The organism is Seonamhaeicola sp. ABD4_340, assembly GCF_056312135.1.
This window is the reverse complement of sequence record NZ_CM149981.1, coordinates 2841182-2859697: the sequence shown is the minus strand read 5'-3', so window position 1 is coordinate 2859697 and position 18516 is coordinate 2841182. Positions and strand designations below refer to the sequence as shown.

Genomic DNA, 18516 nt, shown 5'->3' with positions numbered 1-18516 from the left:
ATGAAAACTATTATAACTACACCAAATGCCCCTGCTCCTCTTGGACCCTACAACCAAGCTATTTTAAGTGGCAACACCCTTTATATTTCTGGCCAAATAGCTATTAACACGCAAACTAACGCACTTGTTTTAGTAGATATAAATGCTGAAACTACGCAAGTTATGAAAAACTTAGAAGCTGTATTAAAAGCAGCTAATATGACTTTTGAAAATGTTGTTAAATCATCAATTTTTATAAGTAACATGGACGATTTTAATGCTATTAATACCGTTTATGGCAGTTATTTTAATGAAGCCACTGCTCCTGCAAGAGAAACTGTGCAAGTAGCTAAATTACCCAAAAATGTAAATGTTGAAATTAGCATGATTGCTGTTAAATAAACAACTAATGCAGCTTACTTTTTAGCATATTCAATAAGTAATTCTTTTAACTCATCAACGTCAATTGGTTTTGCTAAAAACGCATCAATTCCTGCCAGTTTAGCTTTATTGATATCGGCTTCAAAAGCACTTGCTGATACACCAATTATTGGTGTTTTGGTTTTGGCATACTTATCTGTTTTTTGAATTAATTGTGTAGCTTCATAACCATCCATATCTGGCATATAAATATCCATAAACACCATATCAAAATCTAAAATTTTATAAAGCTCCAAAGCTTCTAAACCGTTCTTCACAAAAGTACAATCTGCTCCTAAACGTTCTAATAAAAATTTAATAACCTTTTGGTTCATGCGGTTATCTTCAGCAACTAAAACATTAAATTTATTAGTTAGTATAGGCTTAAAATTAGTAGCCTCGTTTTTAATGTTTAGTGTCTTTTTAAGTTGTAAACTAAAATAAAATGTTGAGCCTTCATTCTCTTTGGTTTCTAACTTAAGTTCACCCCCCATAGCGTGTACCAATTGGTGTGAAATTGCCAAACCAATACCACCACCTCTATAATCTGTGGCTAATATATTTCCTTGAGATGCTTCAGCATTTTTAAAAATACGTCGTACCTCTTGTGGGCGCATTCCAACACCTGTATCTTTAATGTAAAATGTTATTATTTGTTCATTATCTATACCCACAGTTTGATCTACAATAACAGATATTTTACCTGAATTAGTAAACTTAATGGCATTATTAATTAGGTTTATTAATACTTGTTGTATACGGGTAGAATCTGCCATTACCAAAAACTTATCTGTTTCTTTTGATAAAAATTTAAATTCAAATTCTAAACCTTTTTCCCATGCTTGATATTCAAAAACTTTAAATAAACGTGTTAGGTCTAATTTTAAATCTATTGCCGTTTCATTTAATTGTAAATTTCCTGTATCAACATTTGCATTATTGGTAACCATATCTACCAATTGCAATAAGTATTTTGATGAATATAAAGCAATTTCAGCCTGCGCACGCTGGTCTGTATTTAATTCTGTTTGCATTAGCATATTTAGCATGCCCATAACGGTGCTTAAAGGTGTTCTAACCTCGTAACTCATGTTTTCTAAGTAAATAGACTTATGGTCGGCTAATTTTTCGCTCTCATCAAGCGCAGATTTTAATTCCTTAATACGGGTTAATAAATTTCCGCGAGTAAAATTATTTTTTAGTTGATTTTTAAAAAAATATTGCAGTGTAAAAACTTGTATGATGGCTAAAACAAAAAGTGTTATTATTATAATTTTTAAACCTAGAAAACCATTTATAAAAGCAAACCCTAAAAAAAGGATTAAAACGATAGAGGCAAAGATTAAAAGCGACAATACCTTTTTGGTATTAGATCTCATAAATTTTAGGAGAATATTCATTTAATGTATGGGTTAGGCAAACATATTTATAAATATAGCAAATATCAAATTAATAGTACTATTAGGCTTTGTAAAGATGCTATAATTATATAAATTATTGTACTTTTATTTTAACAAAATTTAAGTAGAATGCGCATAGAATATGAAATTAAATTAGGGTTTAAAGATGTGATGATTCGCCCAAAACGATCTACATTAAAAAGCAGATCGGAAGTAAATTTAGAAAGAACATTTAAATTTTTACACAGTCCTTTAGTTTGGTCAGGCATACCTATTATAGCTGCAAATATGGATACAGTTGGTACTTTTGAAATGGCTAATGCTTTAGCAAATAAACAATTATTTACCGCAATACATAAACATTACACTTTAGCCGATTGGAACGCTTTTTCGGCTAATTTACCACAAAATTACACCAATTATGTAGCTATTAGTACAGGCATTAGCGAACAAGATTCTACTAAACTTGCGCAAATAATTAAGTATAATCCGCAGTTTAAATTTATATGTATTGATGTTGCCAATGGCTACTCAGAATATTTTGCAAATTTTGTAAAGCAAACTCGTGAAAAATATCCTGATAAAGTAATAATTGCTGGCAATGTTGTTACTGGTGAAATGGTTGAAGAATTATTGTTATCTGGTGCCGATATTGTAAAAGTTGGTATTGGTCCTGGTTCTGTTTGCACTACCAGAGTTAAAACCGGCGTTGGATACCCACAACTTTCTGCCATTATAGAATGTGCCGATGCTGCACATGGTTTGGGCGGACAAATAATTAGTGATGGCGGTTGTGCCATACCTGGTGATGTGGCTAAAGCTTTTGGTGCTGGTGCAGATTTTGTAATGCTTGGTGGCATGCTTGCTGGCCATGATGAAAGTGGCGGACAAACCATTAAAAAAAATGGCAAAACCTACAAGCAATTTTATGGTATGAGTTCTGCTACAGCTATGGAAAAACACGTTGGAGGCGTTGCCGAATACAGAGCTAGTGAAGGCAAAACTGTTGAAGTACCGTACCGCGGTGCAGTAGAATCTACTTTACAAGATATTCTAGGTGGTTTAAGAAGCACTTGTACCTATGTTGGTGCCCAACGTTTAAAAGAACTTACAAAGCGTACAACATTTATTAGAGTTGCAGAACAAGAAAACACAGTATACTCTAAGTAATTTGTTTACCCGTTGAACCTGTTTTACCTGGTGATAATTGGTAAATAAAATTTGGTTTTAAACCAACTTCATCTCTATGAGATACGTATATAATAGCCGTGTTAGTTTCATTGGCTATTTTATTAATTAAGCTTGTGAAAATTAATGCGTCTGCATCATCTAAACCATTTGTGGGCTCATCTAAAATTAACAAAGGAGGATGTTTTACCATTGCTCTGGCTATTAAAACCAAACGCTTATGACCCGATGATAATGTTTGAAAACTTTTACTTTTAATTGTTTCTAAGCCTAAAAGCGCTAACCATTGTTGTACTAAAGTTATTTCAGATTCGTTGGGATATTTATACAAACCTACAGAATCATAAAACCCAGATAGAATCATGTTTTCAATGCTTTCGTGTTTTTTAAAACCTCTTAGCATATCAAAGCCAAAGAACCCAACTTGCTTTTTAATATCCCAAACACTTTCACCACTACCCTTTTTATTTCCGAAGAGATAAATATTTTGATTGTATGCTTTAGGATTATCACCTGAAATTAATGATAATATGGTGCTTTTACCTGAACCATTAGCGCCTTTTAATTGCCAAAATTCACCTTGTTTTACTTCCCAGTTTATATTTTTAATTATCATTCTATCAAAATACGCTACTGATACATTTTCAAACCTAACAAGTGTTTTAGTTTTTAATCTTATTGGCTTGTGTGGTTTTGGCAAGGTGTTTATAAAGTAATTTTGGGTGTTTTTTATATCTTCAGTATGTATTAAAGGTTTTAATGTGTTTTCTGAAAAGTAAAAAACAGTATTTATAAAGCTTAAAACATCTTGTTTTCGGTTTGTAATTTGAATAATTGGTATGCTATTGCTTAATTTTTTGAATTGTGTTTTAATGTTTTGTTGGGCTTCAACATCTAAATTACCAAAAATATTATCGGCTATTATATATTCAGGCTTTTTTGAAATTATGTGTTTTAATAGTGCTTTTTTACGCTCACCTTCGGATGCTTTAGCTAAACTATTTTTATTGGCTGCCGTAATAAACACATGTCCGTATTGTCTTTCTAAATCAATATGTTTGTTAATAATAGTTTCAGAAAAAATGGCGCCATTTAATGGTTTCAAGTTTGGCAATAATTTACCAGAAATTATACTATTTACTAGTAATTGTTTATCGTGTTTGCTTGATATATATATGGCTACGTGTGTTTTCAAATTACTTAATAATTAGTTATAAAAAAAACCTTTAAACAATAGTGTTACTGCTTAAAGGTTATGAATTTTATTGTATGGTTTTACTATAAATTTTTAGTGTGAAAAGGTACTAAACCATCAATGGGTCTGCGTTCAAAATTACCAACTTTAAACCCCATTTCTTCAGCTACTTCTTTAATTTCTTTTTGAGCAAAAAAGGCTATAGAACCTGCAAAATGAACAGGAACTGTTTTAAGTTCTTCCTTGTATTGAAAAATCATATTTCTAGCAAACTCTCTTACTCCATTTTTAATTAAATTAATGGTGTAGTTTGAGTCTTTGTGCAAAAACATAAACTCTGCAAAATTTGCTAAATATGCGTTAGGGCTTGGTTGCTTGTATAAATTATATTTAATAAAATCTGCATCTAAATTATACTTAGCGCCAAAAGCTATTTTTACATTTTCTGGCATGTGGTTAAAGTAATAATCTTTAATTAACTGTTTGCCATAATAATTACCTGAGGCGTCATCCATTAATGTATAACCTAAAGATTTAACGCGTTGGTGCAACACCTCTCCATCATAATAACTACAATTTGAACCAGTACCCATAATACAAACAACAGCAGCTTCTTTTGGATGATTAATTGTTGCGTAAACAGCTGCTAAAGTATCTTCATTAACTTCAACATGAGCCTTAGGGAAAATTTCGGTTAAAACAGAAGTTAATAGCTCTTTAGCATTTTCTGTACCACAACCAGCGCCATAAAAAAACACGTGTGTTACTTGTTCTATATTTTCTTTTAATTCTTTACTTTTTAAAATTGTTTTGTGAAGTTTTTTTTCACTTAAAATAGCTGGATTAAGTCCTTTAGTTCGTACTTTATCCATTAGTTTATTTCCTTGTTTATCTACTGCTAACCAATCTGATTTTGTAGAACCACTATCAACAATTAAAATCATAAGTTTAAGAATAAAAAAGCTCCGCAACCAAAAAATTGCGGAGCTTTAAAGTTATTTAAATATTATAAAGAACCAATGTGTTGTGCTAAATCAACAAGTTTAGTTGAGTAACCAAACTCATTATCATACCAAGAAATTAATTTAATGAAACCATCATTTAAACCAATACTTGCACCAGCATCAAAAACACTTGTTCTTGGTTCTGAAACAAAATCTTGAGATACTACACCTTCTTCAGTATAACCTAAAATTCCTTTTAACTCATTTTCTGAAGCTTCTTTTAAAGCAGCTTTAACATCATCAAAAGAAGCTGGATTTTCTAAACGACACGTTAAATCTACAACAGAAACATCTGGCGTTGGTACTCTAAAAGCCATACCTGTTAATTTTCCGTTTAATTCAGGAATTACTTTACCTACAGCTTTAGCTGCACCAGTTGAAGATGGTATAATGTTTGAAATGGCTGCACGACCTAATCTGTAATTTTTTCTTGAAGGTGCATCTACAACAAACTGTGTAGAAGTTGAAGCGTGAACGGTTGTCATTAAACCTTCAGCAATACCAAATTTATCGTTAATTACTTTAGCTAAAGGTGCTAAACAGTTAGTTGTACAAGAAGCATTTGATACAATTGTATCTGCATTTGTAATTTTATCGTGGTTTACACCCATTACAAACATAGGAGCATCAGCAGAAGGCGCTGAAATTGCTACTTTTTTAGCACCTGCTTTAATGTGCGCTTGAGCTTTATCTAAAGTTGTGAAAATACCTGTACAATCTAAAACTACTTCAACACCAACAGCATCCCATTTTAAATCTTCTGGGTTACGCTCTGCAGTAATTCTAATTTCGTTACCGTTAACTACTAAGTTACCGTTTTTAACGTCTACTGTTCCGTTAAATCTTCCGTGAACAGAATCGTATTTTAATAAATATGCTAAGTGTTCAACGTCTAATAAATCGTTAATTGCTACTATTTCAACATCTGGTCTTGAAGCTGCAACTCTAAATGCAATTCTACCAATTCTACCAAATCCGTTAATTCCTAATTTTAATTTTGACATAATCTCTTATTTAATAAGTGTTTTAAGTAGTCATTATATCTGACACTCGTAATAATTCTAAATTTATTTTTGTTTTTCCTTTTATGGCTTTTTCTAATGGTGTAAGTTCCATTTTACTATTTAACAAACCAACCATATAATTGGTTTTGCCTTCTAGTAAAGATTCTACTGCTTTTACACCCATACGGCTTGCTAAAACTCTATCAAAACATGAAGGTGCACCACCACGTTGCATGTGCCCTAAAACAGATACGCGAACATCATACCCTTCCATATTTTGATCAACATATTCTTTTAATTCAAATATGTTTTTACCAATTTTATCACCTTCGGCAACTACAACAATGCTTGATGATTTTCCAGATTTTCTACTTTTGTTAAGCGAATCTACTAATCTATCTAATCCTAAATCTTCTTCAGGAATTAAAATTTCTTCAGCACCACCTGCAATACCTGTGTTAAGTGCAATATGGCCAACATCACGCCCCATAACTTCAATAAAAAACAATCTGTTATGTGAGCTGGCTGTATCTCTAATTTTATCAATAGCATCAACAACGGTATTTAAAGCGGTATCAAACCCTAAGGTATGTGTTGTACCGTAAATATCATTATCAATAGTACCTGGAATGCCTATTACAGGAAACCCAAATTCTTGATTAAACACTAAACCTCCTGTAAAAGAACCATCACCACCAATAACTACCAAGGCATCAATATTATGCTTTAATAAGTTTTTATGTGCTTTTTCTCGGCCTTCTTTGGTGCGAAACTCTTGTGAGCGTGCAGATTTTAAAAACGTACCTCCTTTGTTAATTATACCTTTAACGCTACGTGCATCTAAAGGGGTAAACTCATCATCTATCATTCCTTGATATCCTTGGTAGATACCAATACATTCTACATTATGGTAGGCACATGTTCTAACCACAGAGCGTATAGCTGCGTTCATTCCGGGTGAATCTCCTCCAGAAGTTAAAACTGCTATTCTTGTAATTTTATTTGACATATACTTTATTTGTATTTGCTTGTAAAATTATAAACAAAAACCTAAAAAACATAGCATTTAGCGCTTTTTAATACATTGTTAATACTATAACGTTTTAGTTAATAATTGTTTTATAATTACCTAAAAAACAACTAAAAAGAAGATACTTTAATTTTGTGAAGTTTGCTTGTGAGTAATAAAATCTGGCGAGGTATTTTCTTCTATAATTTCTTCTGTTGGCTTTTCTTCTTTTTTACTTTTAAATAAATTTTGAAGTAGTTCTTTAAAGGTATCAAAATCTACATTATATGATAAACCAACACCCTGTGTGTAGCCAATTTGTTCTCCAAAATTTTGAATGCTATTTTCTCTATTAAATACTTTTGCTACTAGTGTACCTTCTTCATTTAATAAAAATTCTATTTGCACATCGCCGGCTACAACTGTGTTAGTAGCATTACTATCGCCAATAGGTACACCTACTTTACCATTTATAAGTACTCTGTCACTAATTTGGGTTTGTAACGTAAGGCCTACTCTATCATTTGTTTGATAATCTGGTCTGTTTTGGCCAGCTTCATAATTTAAACCTAAGTTAAGTTTCCCATCTCCGTTTGAAAAAATACCGTTTATAATACCGTTAAGCCTTTCGGCAATGGTACCAGAGAAATTAAGTTCATTTAAACCTCGCGAAAACGAACCTGTAGATATTAAGTACAGTGCTTGGTTTTGCATATCTTCTGGGGAATCTAACCTATATTGCAGCTCAGATTTTACTGCTGAATTTACATTTGGAAACTCAAAACTAAACTCTGGGTCTGGTTGTTCAAGCTCACCTGTTAACGCTATATTTAGTTCTACAGGAATGCTGCGGTTTATAGGATTATCAAGTAACGGCGATGGATTTGCTTGTGTTTTGTAAATAGCTAGCATATCTATTCTTGCTTTTAGCGGGTCTCCTTCCCAGTTAATAGAACCACCTGGTTGCACTATAAATTGTTTTTGTACTAAACCTCCATAAGCAAAATTGTAAACACCTTTAAATACCGAGAAATCTCCCCACATATCAAACTTCCCGTTAGTATTTATTTCAACTAAAATACCACCACGTCCATTACCTTTTAATGAGTGGCCTGTGCTTTTATCTATTATAATTTCTAGGTCTGCATCTTCAGTAATATCAACATCAAAATCTAATTCTAACCCTTTTATATCATCAAAAACATAGGCTTTATTTTTATTTTTGGCTTCTTTTTCTTCTTTTGAAACTAGCCTTATAAAGGTATTATCACCAAATGATTCGGTATCATTTAAAGGAATTTTAAATACGGTACCTGGTTTTGTTTGCGCTACAACACTTATGGTTAATTGATCTGTAGGACCAAAAATTTTAGCTTCACCACCAATAAAACCACGTCCGTAATACAAGGCATCTTCAGTTTCTTGCGTGTTTAGAACTAATAACCGTTTGGTATTAATATCTAAATCTAAATCCCATTTTGATAAATTATTATGGCTTAAAGTGCCGTTTAAAGTGCCGCCAGAATTAAACTGCGTATCGGTTAATTCAATATTATTAAAAATAAAACTTTGTGCTTTTAAGGTTACTTTTTCCTGGTTTTTAAAAGCATAATCAACATTTAAATAAGGTATTGTAAAACCGGCATTGGCTAAGGTTAAATTGCCATTTATATTGGGCTTTCTTGCATCACCAATAAGTTTTACTTTACCTGATACTTCGCCTCTAATATTAGATAAAACATCATAAAGTAATGGGTTTAATGGTGCTAGTTTAAAATCATCAAACGTTAAATCTACATTAAGGTTAGATTGCCGCCTGTTTACAACAATATCACCCTTTGCTGTAAACGATTTTGATATGTTGTTTTTTATAGTGGCATCAACCAAATAATGCGTTAAATTATCGTTTCCGGTAATTTGTGCATTAAAATCTCCTAAGGGGAAATTATTCACTGCAAAATCATTAATTACTATGGTTGAATTAGGCAAATAACTGCCGTTTTTTTGAAGAATATCTAACTTTCCGTTTACGTTTCCTCCTAAAGATAAACTATCAATATCTGGTGTTATTTTAGCTAGATTTACGTTTTTAAAATTAAGTTTTATGTCTTTTTGAGTAGAATCTTTTAAAAACCCGGAAAGTTTAATTTCTTCATTTTTATGATTGATTTTAAAATTATCTACATTGAATTTTGATAATGATTTATCAAACGAAATTTTATTAAACCTATCGCCTGCTTCATTTATAAACCATTTACGATTTTTTACGGTAAAATCTGATTTTTTTAACCCTAAAACAGATTCTTTATTTTCATTTATAGTGTGATAAAAACTTAGGTTAAAATTATCATCATTTCGTTTACCGCCGTTAAATTCTGAACGCATAAACAGCGTATCATTTACGGTAACATTAATTAAATTAAATTTTGAAACGTTATAAAACTTGGTATTTAAGCTATCAATTTCAACATATGTATTGAATAGCGGGTTGCTGTTATCTACCTGAAGCTCAATATTATCAGCAAAATAATTATACACTTTTATTTGTGGCGATTTAAACGTGAGTTTAAACTTGGTTTCATCACTCTCAACACGGCCTCTAATAAAAGTGTTTTTACCCAATTCTATTTCAGGAAAAATAACTTCGGCTATTTTATTATAAATTTTAAAGTTAAAATCTATACTTTGATTAATGTTTACTTTATGTGGCTGATAATTGGTGTAAATATGCCCAATTGAGTTTTCAAAAAGCTTTTTTAAATCTTTAAATACAAAGGTGCCTTTTAAGTTACCTTCAACAATATCGGGTGATTTAAACTCAATATAACGCGTGGTATTTTCAAAACGTGATGAAATATCAAATTTTTTAAAATAATACGTATCGTGTTCATTTTTATAAGTAGTATTACTAAATGATATTACTCCCTTTGCATCATCTAAATTACTACTATTCATATTCATTTTAACCCTACTTTTAAAAATTGAAATACTATCTTTTTTTACAAAGTTTAGGGTGTTTAGGTTGGCGTAATCTACTTTAGCCTCAAAATCATATTTTTTTACGTCTTCAGAAAAATCTACTAAACCATTAAAGTTTAATTGTAAATTTCTGTCGTTCACAATTAAATTACCATCAAAAATTTTATTAATTACTTTACCTGCTACTTTTATTTTGTTGTATTTGTAATTGTTATAAACTACATTAAAAACATCGCCGCTTAGTTGGGTGTTTAAATTTTCGGTAATAAAACCGTTGCCATTCACATCAAAATTAAGTGAACCTATGCCAATTTTGGGTTCGTCTAAAAAAGTACCAAAATCAAAATCTGTTAATGAAATGTTGCCTTTGTAGGTGGCGTTATCAATATCGTTTACTTTATTTATTTCAAGGTTGGAATCTATTAAACCAATATCGGTATCAATTTGTACATCGGCATTTATAAGTGTTGATGTTATTTGTGTATTTCCTACTATTGTAAAACGCCCCAACCTGTCGAATGTTGATGGTATGGCATCACCAATTACGTTGGGTAACAAAGCGGTTAAATCTTGATATGTAGAGGTTAGGTTTGAAAAACGCCCATTCATGTAAAAGTTGTTTTCTTCACTATTAAATAGGTTTTCAAAAGCTATATTACCGCGTATTTTGGTGCTTTGGCTTGTACTTAAATCTAAATTTGAGGCTTTTAAGTTGTTTAAAGTTCCTGAAACATTTGTACTAAACAAGGCTCTTTGAGTTTTTCCAAATTCGTTATAAAGAATATTTAATTCATTTAGTAGAATATTTGAGTTTGTAAAGTTGGCATTTATTTGAACTTTATCTGTAAAGTATTGTAAATCTTGGCGGTTGTAGGTAAATTTAATGTTGCCGTTTAAAACAGATTCTGGTGTTTTTAGCACTAAATCATCAAAAGTCATGCTGGTTAAAGTATACTCAAAATTAGTCATCATATCTTTAACCTCTAACCCGCGACTATCAACAAACGATAGTTTATTTATTCTGGTACTAACATCACTTCCTTTTATTAAAAAATTGGTGCCGTTAATATTTAAGTTTGAAAAATCTAACCGTTTTGGGGTTTCGCGGTTTTCATCAATAAGTCTAAAAATACTGTTATAAATTGATACATCACTTGAGGACAAAAGAAAAGTGCCATCGCCTTTTTTAGGATTATCGCCTTCTAATTTGGCTATAAAAACATCCAAATTAGTATCTGTTTCGCCTTTGTAGGTTTTAATATTTAATATTAAATCTATAATATCAATATCACCAAAGGTCATTTTATTGTTAACTAAATTTCTAAAACTTAAAATAGAAGTATTTAGTTCTGCAATACTAATTAGGGTATCTTTTTTATAATCTTCAACATAAATATTTTTAAATTCTACATCGCCATTAAACTGTAAACCAACTTTTTCAATATTTATATTTGTGCCAAACTCTTTATTGAGTTCTTTAGTAGCGTAATTACCTAAGCTTGTTTGAATTGAAGGAATAGAAAACACCAACACCAAAATGATGAACAAAAGCAGGAAAATACCCGCTATTTTTAATGCTATTTTAAGTGCTTTTTTGATACGCTATAAAATTATTGATATTATTAAGAATAAACTATTTTTGCACTTACGTTTATTAAAATAGTTTTAAACGTTAATTAATGCCAAAATTAACAATTATTGTGCCTAATATTTATTAATGGATTCACAAAATATTTACATTCTAGGAATTGAGTCATCATGCGATGATACCGCTGCTGCAGTAATACATAACGGAAAAATTTTAAGCAATGTTATTGCTAACCAAAAAATACACGAAGCTTACGGTGGTGTTGTGCCAGAATTAGCCTCTAGAGCACACCAGCAAAACATTGTGCCCGTGGTGCACCAAGCGCTTGAAAAAGCAGGAATTACAAAAAAAGATTTAAACGCTGTAGCCTTTACGCGTGGCCCAGGTTTAATGGGTAGTTTGCTTGTGGGTACATCTTTTGCAAAATCTTTGGCTTACGGCTTAAACATTCCGTTAATTGATGTTAACCACATGCAAGGGCATATTTTAGCGCATTATATTGATGAAAAAGGTTTTGAAAAACCGCCTTTTCCGTTTTTAGCCATGACCATTTCTGGCGGCCATACTCAAATTGTAAAAGTGAACCATTATTTTGATATGGAAGTTATTGGTGAAACCATTGATGATGCTGTTGGTGAAGCTTTTGATAAAAGCGGAAAAATTTTAGGTCTTGGCTATCCTGCGGGTCCAGAAATTGATAAACGTGCTAAACTTGGCAACCCAAAAGCCTTTAAATTTACAAAACCAAAGGTTGATGGTTTAAACTTTAGTTTTTCTGGTTTAAAAACAGGTATTATGTATTTTATTCAACGTGAAACAAAAGAAAACCCTAATTTTATTACAGAAAATTTAAATGATATTTGCGCATCTATTCAATACACTATTATTGGTATTTTAATTGATAAACTGAAAAAAGCATCAAAAGAAACCGGTATAAAACATATTGCTATTGGTGGTGGTGTTTCGGCTAATTCAGGAATTCGTCAGGCTTTAAAAGATGGCGAACAAAAATTTGGATGGTCTACCTACATACCTAAATTTGAATACACCACAGATAACGCTGCAATGATTGCTATTGTTGGGTATTTAAAATATTTAGAGGGCTACTCAACACAACAAAACATTATGGCTTCTGCCAGATTAAAAATATAAAACACTTAATTTTAAAAACCCCAAATTACATTATGAAAAAAACATTACTTATTTTACTATCAATTATTATTTCACAAACGCAACTATTTGCACAAAGTACTACCGAAAAAGAGCTTGATAGTATTGAAACACCCCAGCAAATTGAACGTTATTTAGCTACTAAAAACTCTAAAAAAAATAAACTTATTACGTTTAACCAAGAAAAACATAAAACCATATTAGCTAAAGAACTTTTTAAATTAGGAACAGGTAGAACTAAAACAGTTGAAAACGAATTTGAAAAAACGTTTTACAAAGTAGTTGCTAAAAAAAGTAAAACGTATTACCGTGCTTCATATATTTATTTAGATGGTTCAAAATACACCCTCGAAAGTATAAATGATTTAAGAAAAAATATCATTGGGCGCTACAATGCCGGGGCAACTTTTAATTTTTTAGCCAAACAATATTCTATGGATGATAATGCTAAAAAAGGAGGCGATTTAGGTTGGTTTACAAAAGGCGATTTACATCCAGATTTTGAACAAGAAATTATAAAAACCAACCATACTATTGGTGAAGCTTTCACACTAGATATTCCATCACAAAACTGGTATTATGTAGTTCTTTTAACTGAAGAACCTAAAGAAATTCCAGAAATTGACGTATTAAAAATTGTCGAGCCTAAAGTTTAAATATTTTTTTTTAAAAAGCGTAATATAAAATTAAACTTTAAGTAACGCTTAATATTTAAAATAGCTTCAATTTTATGCAAACAAATTGATACTATGAACAAACATAACAGCCGAAGACATTTTCTTCAAAAAGCACTATTTGCAACAGGTGGTATTATTTTAGCTCCTAATTTTATTAGTTGTAAAAGTGATGACGATTTAGGTTTTAATTTTGACACCACTAACTTTACAACTACAAATTTTAAAGAAGGTGTTGCTAGTTTTGATCCCTCAGATTCTAAAGTAATTATTTGGACACGCTACAGTGGGCCAACACAAGAAATTGTTTGGGAAATAGCTTCTGATGTTAACTTTAAAAATAAAATTAGAGATGGTAAAGTTACAACAGATGCCTCTAGAGATTTTACTGTTGCTATTGAAGTTACTCAACTAGACGAAAACCAAAAATTATACTACCGTTTTGTTAATATTGAAGATGAAGAAGTATCTGTTATAGGTGAAACCATAACATTACCCAAAGATGCTTCTAGTACAAAATTAGCTGTGTGTTCTTGTTCAAACTATCAAGCTGGGTTATTTAATGTTTATGATGCTATGGCTAATTCTGAAGCAGATATCATTATTCATTTAGGCGATTATTTTTATGAATATGCCGCTGGCGGTTATGGCGCTACAGCAGAAAATGCCAGTTTAAACAGGTTTCATGAACCAGATAAAGAAGTTATAAATTTAGAAGATTACAGAACACGTTTTAAACAATATAGATCTGACGTTTCATTGCAATTAGCCCACCAAAAAAAACCTTTTATTTGTGTTTGGGATGACCACGAGATAGCCAACGACACCTATAAAAATGGTGCCGAAAACCATGACGAAGCTACTGAAGGTAGTTTTGAGGTTAGAAAACAAAACGCTTTACAAGCATATAGTGAATTTTTACCTTTTTCAAGGCTACAACAAGATGATAATAGTTTAATTTATAGAAACATAAATATTGGAAATCTTGTTAACCTCATAATGTTAGATACCCGATTAATTGGTAGAGATAAACAACTAGATATTTTTAGTTACTTTGGCACTTCTGGTTTTGATGCTGCTTCATTTCAAACAGATATAAGCAACCCTAACCGAAGCATTTTAGGCGCAACACAACGCACTTGGTTACTAAACCAAATAAGTACTAGCAACGCTAAATGGCAAGTTTTAGGGCAACAGGTTTTAATGGGGAAAATGTATGTTCCTGCCGAAATGCTTACTGCCTTTGGCGCTTCAAATTTTGTTGAAGTGCTAACAGAACTGGTTACTATAAAAACCAGACTTTTACAAGGAGACCCAACATTAACTGAGCAAGAAAAAGCAAGAGTAACCACTGTTTTGCCTTATAATTTAGATGCTTGGGATGGTTACCCTGCAGAACGCGAAATTATTTACAATGCCCTTAATGGTAAAAAAATAATTACACTTGCAGGTGATACACACAATGCTTGGAGCAACACGTTAACAACCGCAAATAACACTGAAGTTGGTATAGAATTAGCAACTGCCGGTGTAAGTTCACCTGGTTTTGAAAGTTTTATTGGTACAGACCCAACTACAGTGGCTAGTTTTGAGCAAGCTTTAACTGTTTTAATTGATGGTTTAAACTATTTTGATGCCTCAAGGCGCGGGTTTTTAATGGCTACATTTACTAGTACTGAAGTAAAATCTGAATGGATTTTTGTTGACACTATTTTATCTTCAAACTACAGAACCCAGATTGGTAAAACCATTACATATTCATAATACAACATTTTTTAAATAAGTAAAAAGCTGCGTTTAGTTTAACGCAGCTTTTTTGTTTTTCTACTTTTATAAATAACTTATCATTTTTAAATACCTTTGCGTAAAACAAGGCGTTTTAAATGCAACTATTTTACAATCCTGATATTACCGAAACTACCGCACAAATCATTTTCCCAAAAGATGAAAGCAAACATATTGTTAAAGTTTTAAGAAAAAAAACTGGCGATGTTTTAAACATTACAAATGGTAATGGTTGGTTGTTTAAAGCCGAAATAACAATGCCCAATACAAACAAATGTATTGCTAATATTATTTACAAAGAAAAACAAGATAAGCGCCCTTATAGCTTGCACTTAGCGGTAGCACCAACCAAAATGAACGACCGCTATGAGTGGTTTTTAGAAAAAGCTACAGAAATTGGTATTGATAGCATCACGCCTATTATTTGTGAACATAGTGAGCGTAAAATAATAAAGCCCGAGCGTTTTGAGCGTATTTTACAAGCAGCCATGAAACAATCTTTACACTGTTACATGCCTAAGCTTAATAACGCTGTAACGTTTAAAGATTTTATTACTCAAAATTTTGAAGGCAAAACATACATTGCTCATTGTGAAGAAACCGATAAAAAATCACTTAAAAGTGAACTAAAACCAAATGAAAATATTACCATTTTAATTGGTCCTGAAGGCGATTTTAGCTCACAAGAAATTGAAATGGCTTTAGCAAATAAATGTATTCCAGTAACTTTAGGAAACACCAGATTAAGAACAGAAACCGCTGCTATTGTTGCATGCCATTCTGTTGCTTTTGTTAATGAATAATTATGAAAAACCTACTACTACTTTTAACAATATCATTTTCAATTTTACAAGTAAACGCGCAAGAACTTGCCGTTTTAAAATATAGTGGCGGTGGAGATTGGTACAGTAACCCAACCGCACTGCCAAACCTTATAAACTATTGCAACACGCACATAAACACCCAACTAGAAACCAACGTACAAAATGTTGAAGTTGGCAGTACCGATATTTTTCAGTATCCGTTTGTACATATGACTGGTCACGGACATGTTTTTTTTAGTGATGATGATGCCCAAAACTTAAGGAATTACTTAACATCGGGCGGTTTTTTGCATATTGATGATAACTACGGTATGCAACCATTTATAACTAAAGAATTGAAAAAGGTATTTCCAGATAAAGAATTGGTAGAATTACCTGCTAATCATAAAATCTTTAATAATGTTTATAATTTCCCAAATGGTTTACCTAAAATACATGAACATGATGGTAAACGCCCACAAGCTTTTGGTATTTTTGAAAAAGATAGACTTGTATTATTATTTACTTTTGAAAGCGATTTAGGTGATGGTTGGGAAGACGAAGCCGTACACAATGACCCTATTCATGTTAGAGAAAAAGCGCTTAAAATGGGCGCAAATATTATTAAATATGCTTTTGAAAACTAACATTAAAAGTAAACTTAAAACCCAAAAGCCTCTTGCAACTCACCCACTACAATACCAACTTTACAAAACATACATTTCCGGTTACAGTAGTTTGTAACAATGTAACCAATGCTCCTAATATTGGAAGTTTATTTAGAATTTGTGATGCTTTTGGTGTTGAAAAACTCATACTTTGTGGTGAAAACATTCCGTTTGGGCGTAAAATGACAAAAACATCAAGAGCTACCGAAAAATCAGTGCATTTTGAAATACAATTAAATGCCACTAACACCATTTCAACGTTAAAAAACGAAGGTTATCAAATAATATCATTAGAAATAACTAACAGTAGCCAACCATTACATACTTTTAATTTTTCCGAAGTAAAAAAACCAATTGCTTTAATTATTGGCGATGAAAATTTTGGTGTATCAAATGAAATTTTAGCCATGTCTAACACCACCATTCATATTAACATGTTTGGGCAAAACAGTAGTATGAATGTTGTACAAGCCACAAACATAGCGCTTTATGAAATTACCAAGCAGTTAATGTAACATTTTTTGTGCTTAAAAGTCTTATTATTATATATTTACTAAATGAACTCTAAATTAATTGCCAACGGTATTTTACGTGCTATAGCCATAATTTGCGGTGTGGTTTTGGTGCTTTTGTTTTTGTACAAAATTCAATCGGTTATAGGTTATGTTGCCATTGCTGCAGTAATATCATTAATTGGCAGGCCTATTGTTTTATTTTTAGAAAATCGGCTGAAGTTTAAAAACACCATTGCTGTAGTAGTTACTATGGCGCTGCTTTTAAGTATTTTTGCGGGTTTAATTAGCTTGTTTATTCCGTTAATAATAAAACAAGGCCAAAACTTATCGCTTTTAAACATCAATGAATTACAAGGTGATATTGAAACGCTTTACGCTGAAATTATTACGTATTTTGATTTGCATCAAATTGATGTTGAGCAATCATTAAAAGATTCTAACCTATTTTCAAAGTTAGATTTTTCGGTAATTCCCAACTTTTTAAACTCGGTAATTAGTGGTTTAGGCAGCTTTAGTATTGGGCTTTTTTCGGTATTATTCATTTCGTTTTTCTTTTTAAAAGACAGTCGTTTGTTTGAAAACAGCATACTTACACTAATACCAGATAACAAAGAAAACCGCTGGAAAGCATCTTCAGAAAAAATAAAAGATTTACTATCTCGTTACTTTGTTGGGCTTATTTTTCAAATACTTATTTTGTTTATTATTTACATGATTGGGCTACTAATTATTGGTGTTGAAAACGCTGTTGTTATTGCTTTTTTGTGTGCATTACTAAATTTAATACCCTACGTTGGCCCATTAATTGGCGGACTTTTAATGGTAACCTTAACCATGACAAGCTCACTTGGGCAAAGTTTTAGTGACGTTATATTACCAAAAACACTATGGGTATTACTTGTTATTGCCATTGGTCAATTGGTTGATAATTTTGGTAGCCAACCAATAATTTTTTCAAAAAGTGTAAAATCGCACCCATTAGAAATATTTTTGGTTATTTTAATTGCTGGTATTTTATTTGGTGTTTTAGGGCTCATAATTGCGGTACCTGCTTATACTGCTATTAAAGTAATTTTAAAAGCCTTTTTATCTGAAAATAAAATAGTTAAAAAACTTACAAAAGATTTATAATTAC

At 31.5% G+C, this 18516-nt stretch carries 15 protein-coding genes; 9 read left to right on the top strand and 6 right to left on the bottom strand.

What is annotated here, in order from left to right:
- The gene (locus tag ACYX4H_RS12390) at positions 1–381 is read left to right on the top strand and encodes a Rid family detoxifying hydrolase (RefSeq protein ID WP_476236598.1); all 381 of its coding nucleotides are present in this window, start codon (positions 1–3) and stop codon (positions 379–381) included.
- A gap of 14 nt (positions 382–395) precedes the next feature.
- Here the strand turns inward: ACYX4H_RS12390 and ACYX4H_RS12385 are convergent, their stop codons facing one another.
- A complete protein-coding gene (locus ACYX4H_RS12385) occupies positions 396–1799 on the bottom strand; it encodes a response regulator (protein ID WP_476236597.1) in 1404 nt (467 codons plus the stop codon).
- 129 nt (positions 1800–1928) lie between these two features.
- On the opposite strand from ACYX4H_RS12385, the gene ACYX4H_RS12380 reads away from it, so the two are divergent.
- Positions 1929–2969, top strand: a complete 1041-nt coding sequence (locus ACYX4H_RS12380; RefSeq protein WP_476236596.1) for a GMP reductase — start codon at positions 1929–1931, stop codon at positions 2967–2969.
- Here ACYX4H_RS12380 and ACYX4H_RS12375 read toward each other — a convergent pair.
- From ACYX4H_RS12375 to ACYX4H_RS12355, 5 genes are all read right to left on the bottom strand, one after another.
- The gene (locus ACYX4H_RS12375) at positions 2962–4182 is read right to left on the bottom strand and encodes an ABC transporter ATP-binding protein (RefSeq protein WP_476236595.1); all 1221 of its coding nucleotides are present in this window, start codon (positions 4180–4182) and stop codon (positions 2962–2964) included. The genes ACYX4H_RS12380 and ACYX4H_RS12375 overlap by 8 nt on opposite strands.
- An 83-nt stretch (positions 4183–4265) precedes the next feature.
- Positions 4266–5126: an N-acetylglucosamine kinase gene (locus ACYX4H_RS12370; RefSeq protein ID WP_476236594.1), complete on the bottom strand. Its 861-nt coding sequence runs from the start codon at positions 5124–5126 to the stop codon at positions 4266–4268.
- 62 nt (positions 5127–5188) lie between these two features.
- A complete protein-coding gene (gap, locus tag ACYX4H_RS12365; RefSeq protein ID WP_475296127.1) occupies positions 5189–6190 on the bottom strand; it encodes a type I glyceraldehyde-3-phosphate dehydrogenase in 1002 nt (333 codons plus the stop codon).
- A 22-nt stretch (positions 6191–6212) separates the two neighbouring features.
- Positions 6213–7199 carry a 6-phosphofructokinase gene (pfkA, locus tag ACYX4H_RS12360; protein WP_475296126.1) on the bottom strand — a complete coding sequence of 329 codons (987 nt, stop codon included), beginning with the start codon at positions 7197–7199 and terminating at the stop codon, positions 6213–6215.
- 147 nt (positions 7200–7346) lie between these two features.
- The gene (locus tag ACYX4H_RS12355) at positions 7347–11726 is read right to left on the bottom strand and encodes a translocation/assembly module TamB domain-containing protein (protein ID WP_476236593.1); all 4380 of its coding nucleotides are present in this window, start codon (positions 11724–11726) and stop codon (positions 7347–7349) included.
- A 169-nt stretch (positions 11727–11895) separates the two neighbouring features.
- On the opposite strand from ACYX4H_RS12355, the gene tsaD reads away from it, so the two are divergent.
- The 7 genes from tsaD to ACYX4H_RS12320 all read left to right on the top strand — a co-directional run bounded on the left by tsaD (position 11896) and on the right by ACYX4H_RS12320 (position 18512).
- Entirely contained in the window at positions 11896–12918 is a 1023-nt protein-coding gene (tsaD, locus tag ACYX4H_RS12350) for a tRNA (adenosine(37)-N6)-threonylcarbamoyltransferase complex transferase subunit TsaD (RefSeq protein WP_476236592.1), read from the top strand.
- A gap of 32 nt (positions 12919–12950) precedes the next feature.
- The gene (locus ACYX4H_RS12345; RefSeq protein WP_476236591.1) at positions 12951–13592 is read left to right on the top strand and encodes a peptidylprolyl isomerase; all 642 of its coding nucleotides are present in this window, start codon (positions 12951–12953) and stop codon (positions 13590–13592) included.
- Between the two features lie 93 nt (positions 13593–13685).
- Positions 13686–15374, top strand: a complete 1689-nt coding sequence (locus ACYX4H_RS12340; protein ID WP_476236590.1) for an alkaline phosphatase D family protein — start codon at positions 13686–13688, stop codon at positions 15372–15374.
- 119 nt (positions 15375–15493) lie between these two features.
- Positions 15494–16198, top strand: coding sequence for a 16S rRNA (uracil(1498)-N(3))-methyltransferase (locus ACYX4H_RS12335; RefSeq protein ID WP_476236589.1), 705 nt, complete (start codon positions 15494–15496; stop codon positions 16196–16198).
- A 2-nt stretch (positions 16199–16200) separates the two neighbouring features.
- Positions 16201–16845 (top strand): DUF4159 domain-containing protein, encoded by a 645-nt coding sequence (locus ACYX4H_RS12330; RefSeq protein WP_476236588.1) that lies wholly within the window; start codon positions 16201–16203, stop codon positions 16843–16845.
- A gap of 32 nt (positions 16846–16877) precedes the next feature.
- Positions 16878–17381, top strand: coding sequence for a TrmH family RNA methyltransferase (locus ACYX4H_RS12325; protein WP_476236587.1), 504 nt, complete (start codon positions 16878–16880; stop codon positions 17379–17381).
- A gap of 42 nt (positions 17382–17423) precedes the next feature.
- Entirely contained in the window at positions 17424–18512 is a 1089-nt protein-coding gene (locus ACYX4H_RS12320) for an AI-2E family transporter (protein ID WP_476236586.1), read from the top strand.
- The last annotated feature ends 4 nt before the right edge of the window (positions 18513–18516 follow it).

What these genes read in the sequence shown, in the direction of transcription:
- ACYX4H_RS12390 (WP_476236598.1), top strand. Translation starts at nt 1, where the DNA reads ATGAAAACTATTATAACTACACCAAATGCCCCTGCTCCTCTTGGACCC.
- ACYX4H_RS12385 (WP_476236597.1), bottom strand. Translation starts at nt 1,799, where the DNA reads ATGAATATTCTCCTAAAATTTATGAGATCTAATACCAAAAAGGTATTG.
- ACYX4H_RS12380 (WP_476236596.1), top strand. Translation starts at nt 1,929, where the DNA reads ATGCGCATAGAATATGAAATTAAATTAGGGTTTAAAGATGTGATGATT.
- ACYX4H_RS12370 (WP_476236594.1), bottom strand. Translation starts at nt 5,126, where the DNA reads ATGATTTTAATTGTTGATAGTGGTTCTACAAAATCAGATTGGTTAGCA.
- gap (WP_475296127.1), bottom strand. Translation starts at nt 6,190, where the DNA reads ATGTCAAAATTAAAATTAGGAATTAACGGATTTGGTAGAATTGGTAGA.
- pfkA (WP_475296126.1), bottom strand. Translation starts at nt 7,199, where the DNA reads ATGTCAAATAAAATTACAAGAATAGCAGTTTTAACTTCTGGAGGAGAT.
- tsaD (WP_476236592.1), top strand. Translation starts at nt 11,896, where the DNA reads ATGGATTCACAAAATATTTACATTCTAGGAATTGAGTCATCATGCGAT.
- ACYX4H_RS12345 (WP_476236591.1), top strand. Translation starts at nt 12,951, where the DNA reads ATGAAAAAAACATTACTTATTTTACTATCAATTATTATTTCACAAACG.
- ACYX4H_RS12340 (WP_476236590.1), top strand. Translation starts at nt 13,686, where the DNA reads ATGAACAAACATAACAGCCGAAGACATTTTCTTCAAAAAGCACTATTT.
- ACYX4H_RS12335 (WP_476236589.1), top strand. Translation starts at nt 15,494, where the DNA reads ATGCAACTATTTTACAATCCTGATATTACCGAAACTACCGCACAAATC.
- ACYX4H_RS12330 (WP_476236588.1), top strand. Translation starts at nt 16,201, where the DNA reads ATGAAAAACCTACTACTACTTTTAACAATATCATTTTCAATTTTACAA.
- ACYX4H_RS12320 (WP_476236586.1), top strand. Translation starts at nt 17,424, where the DNA reads ATGAACTCTAAATTAATTGCCAACGGTATTTTACGTGCTATAGCCATA.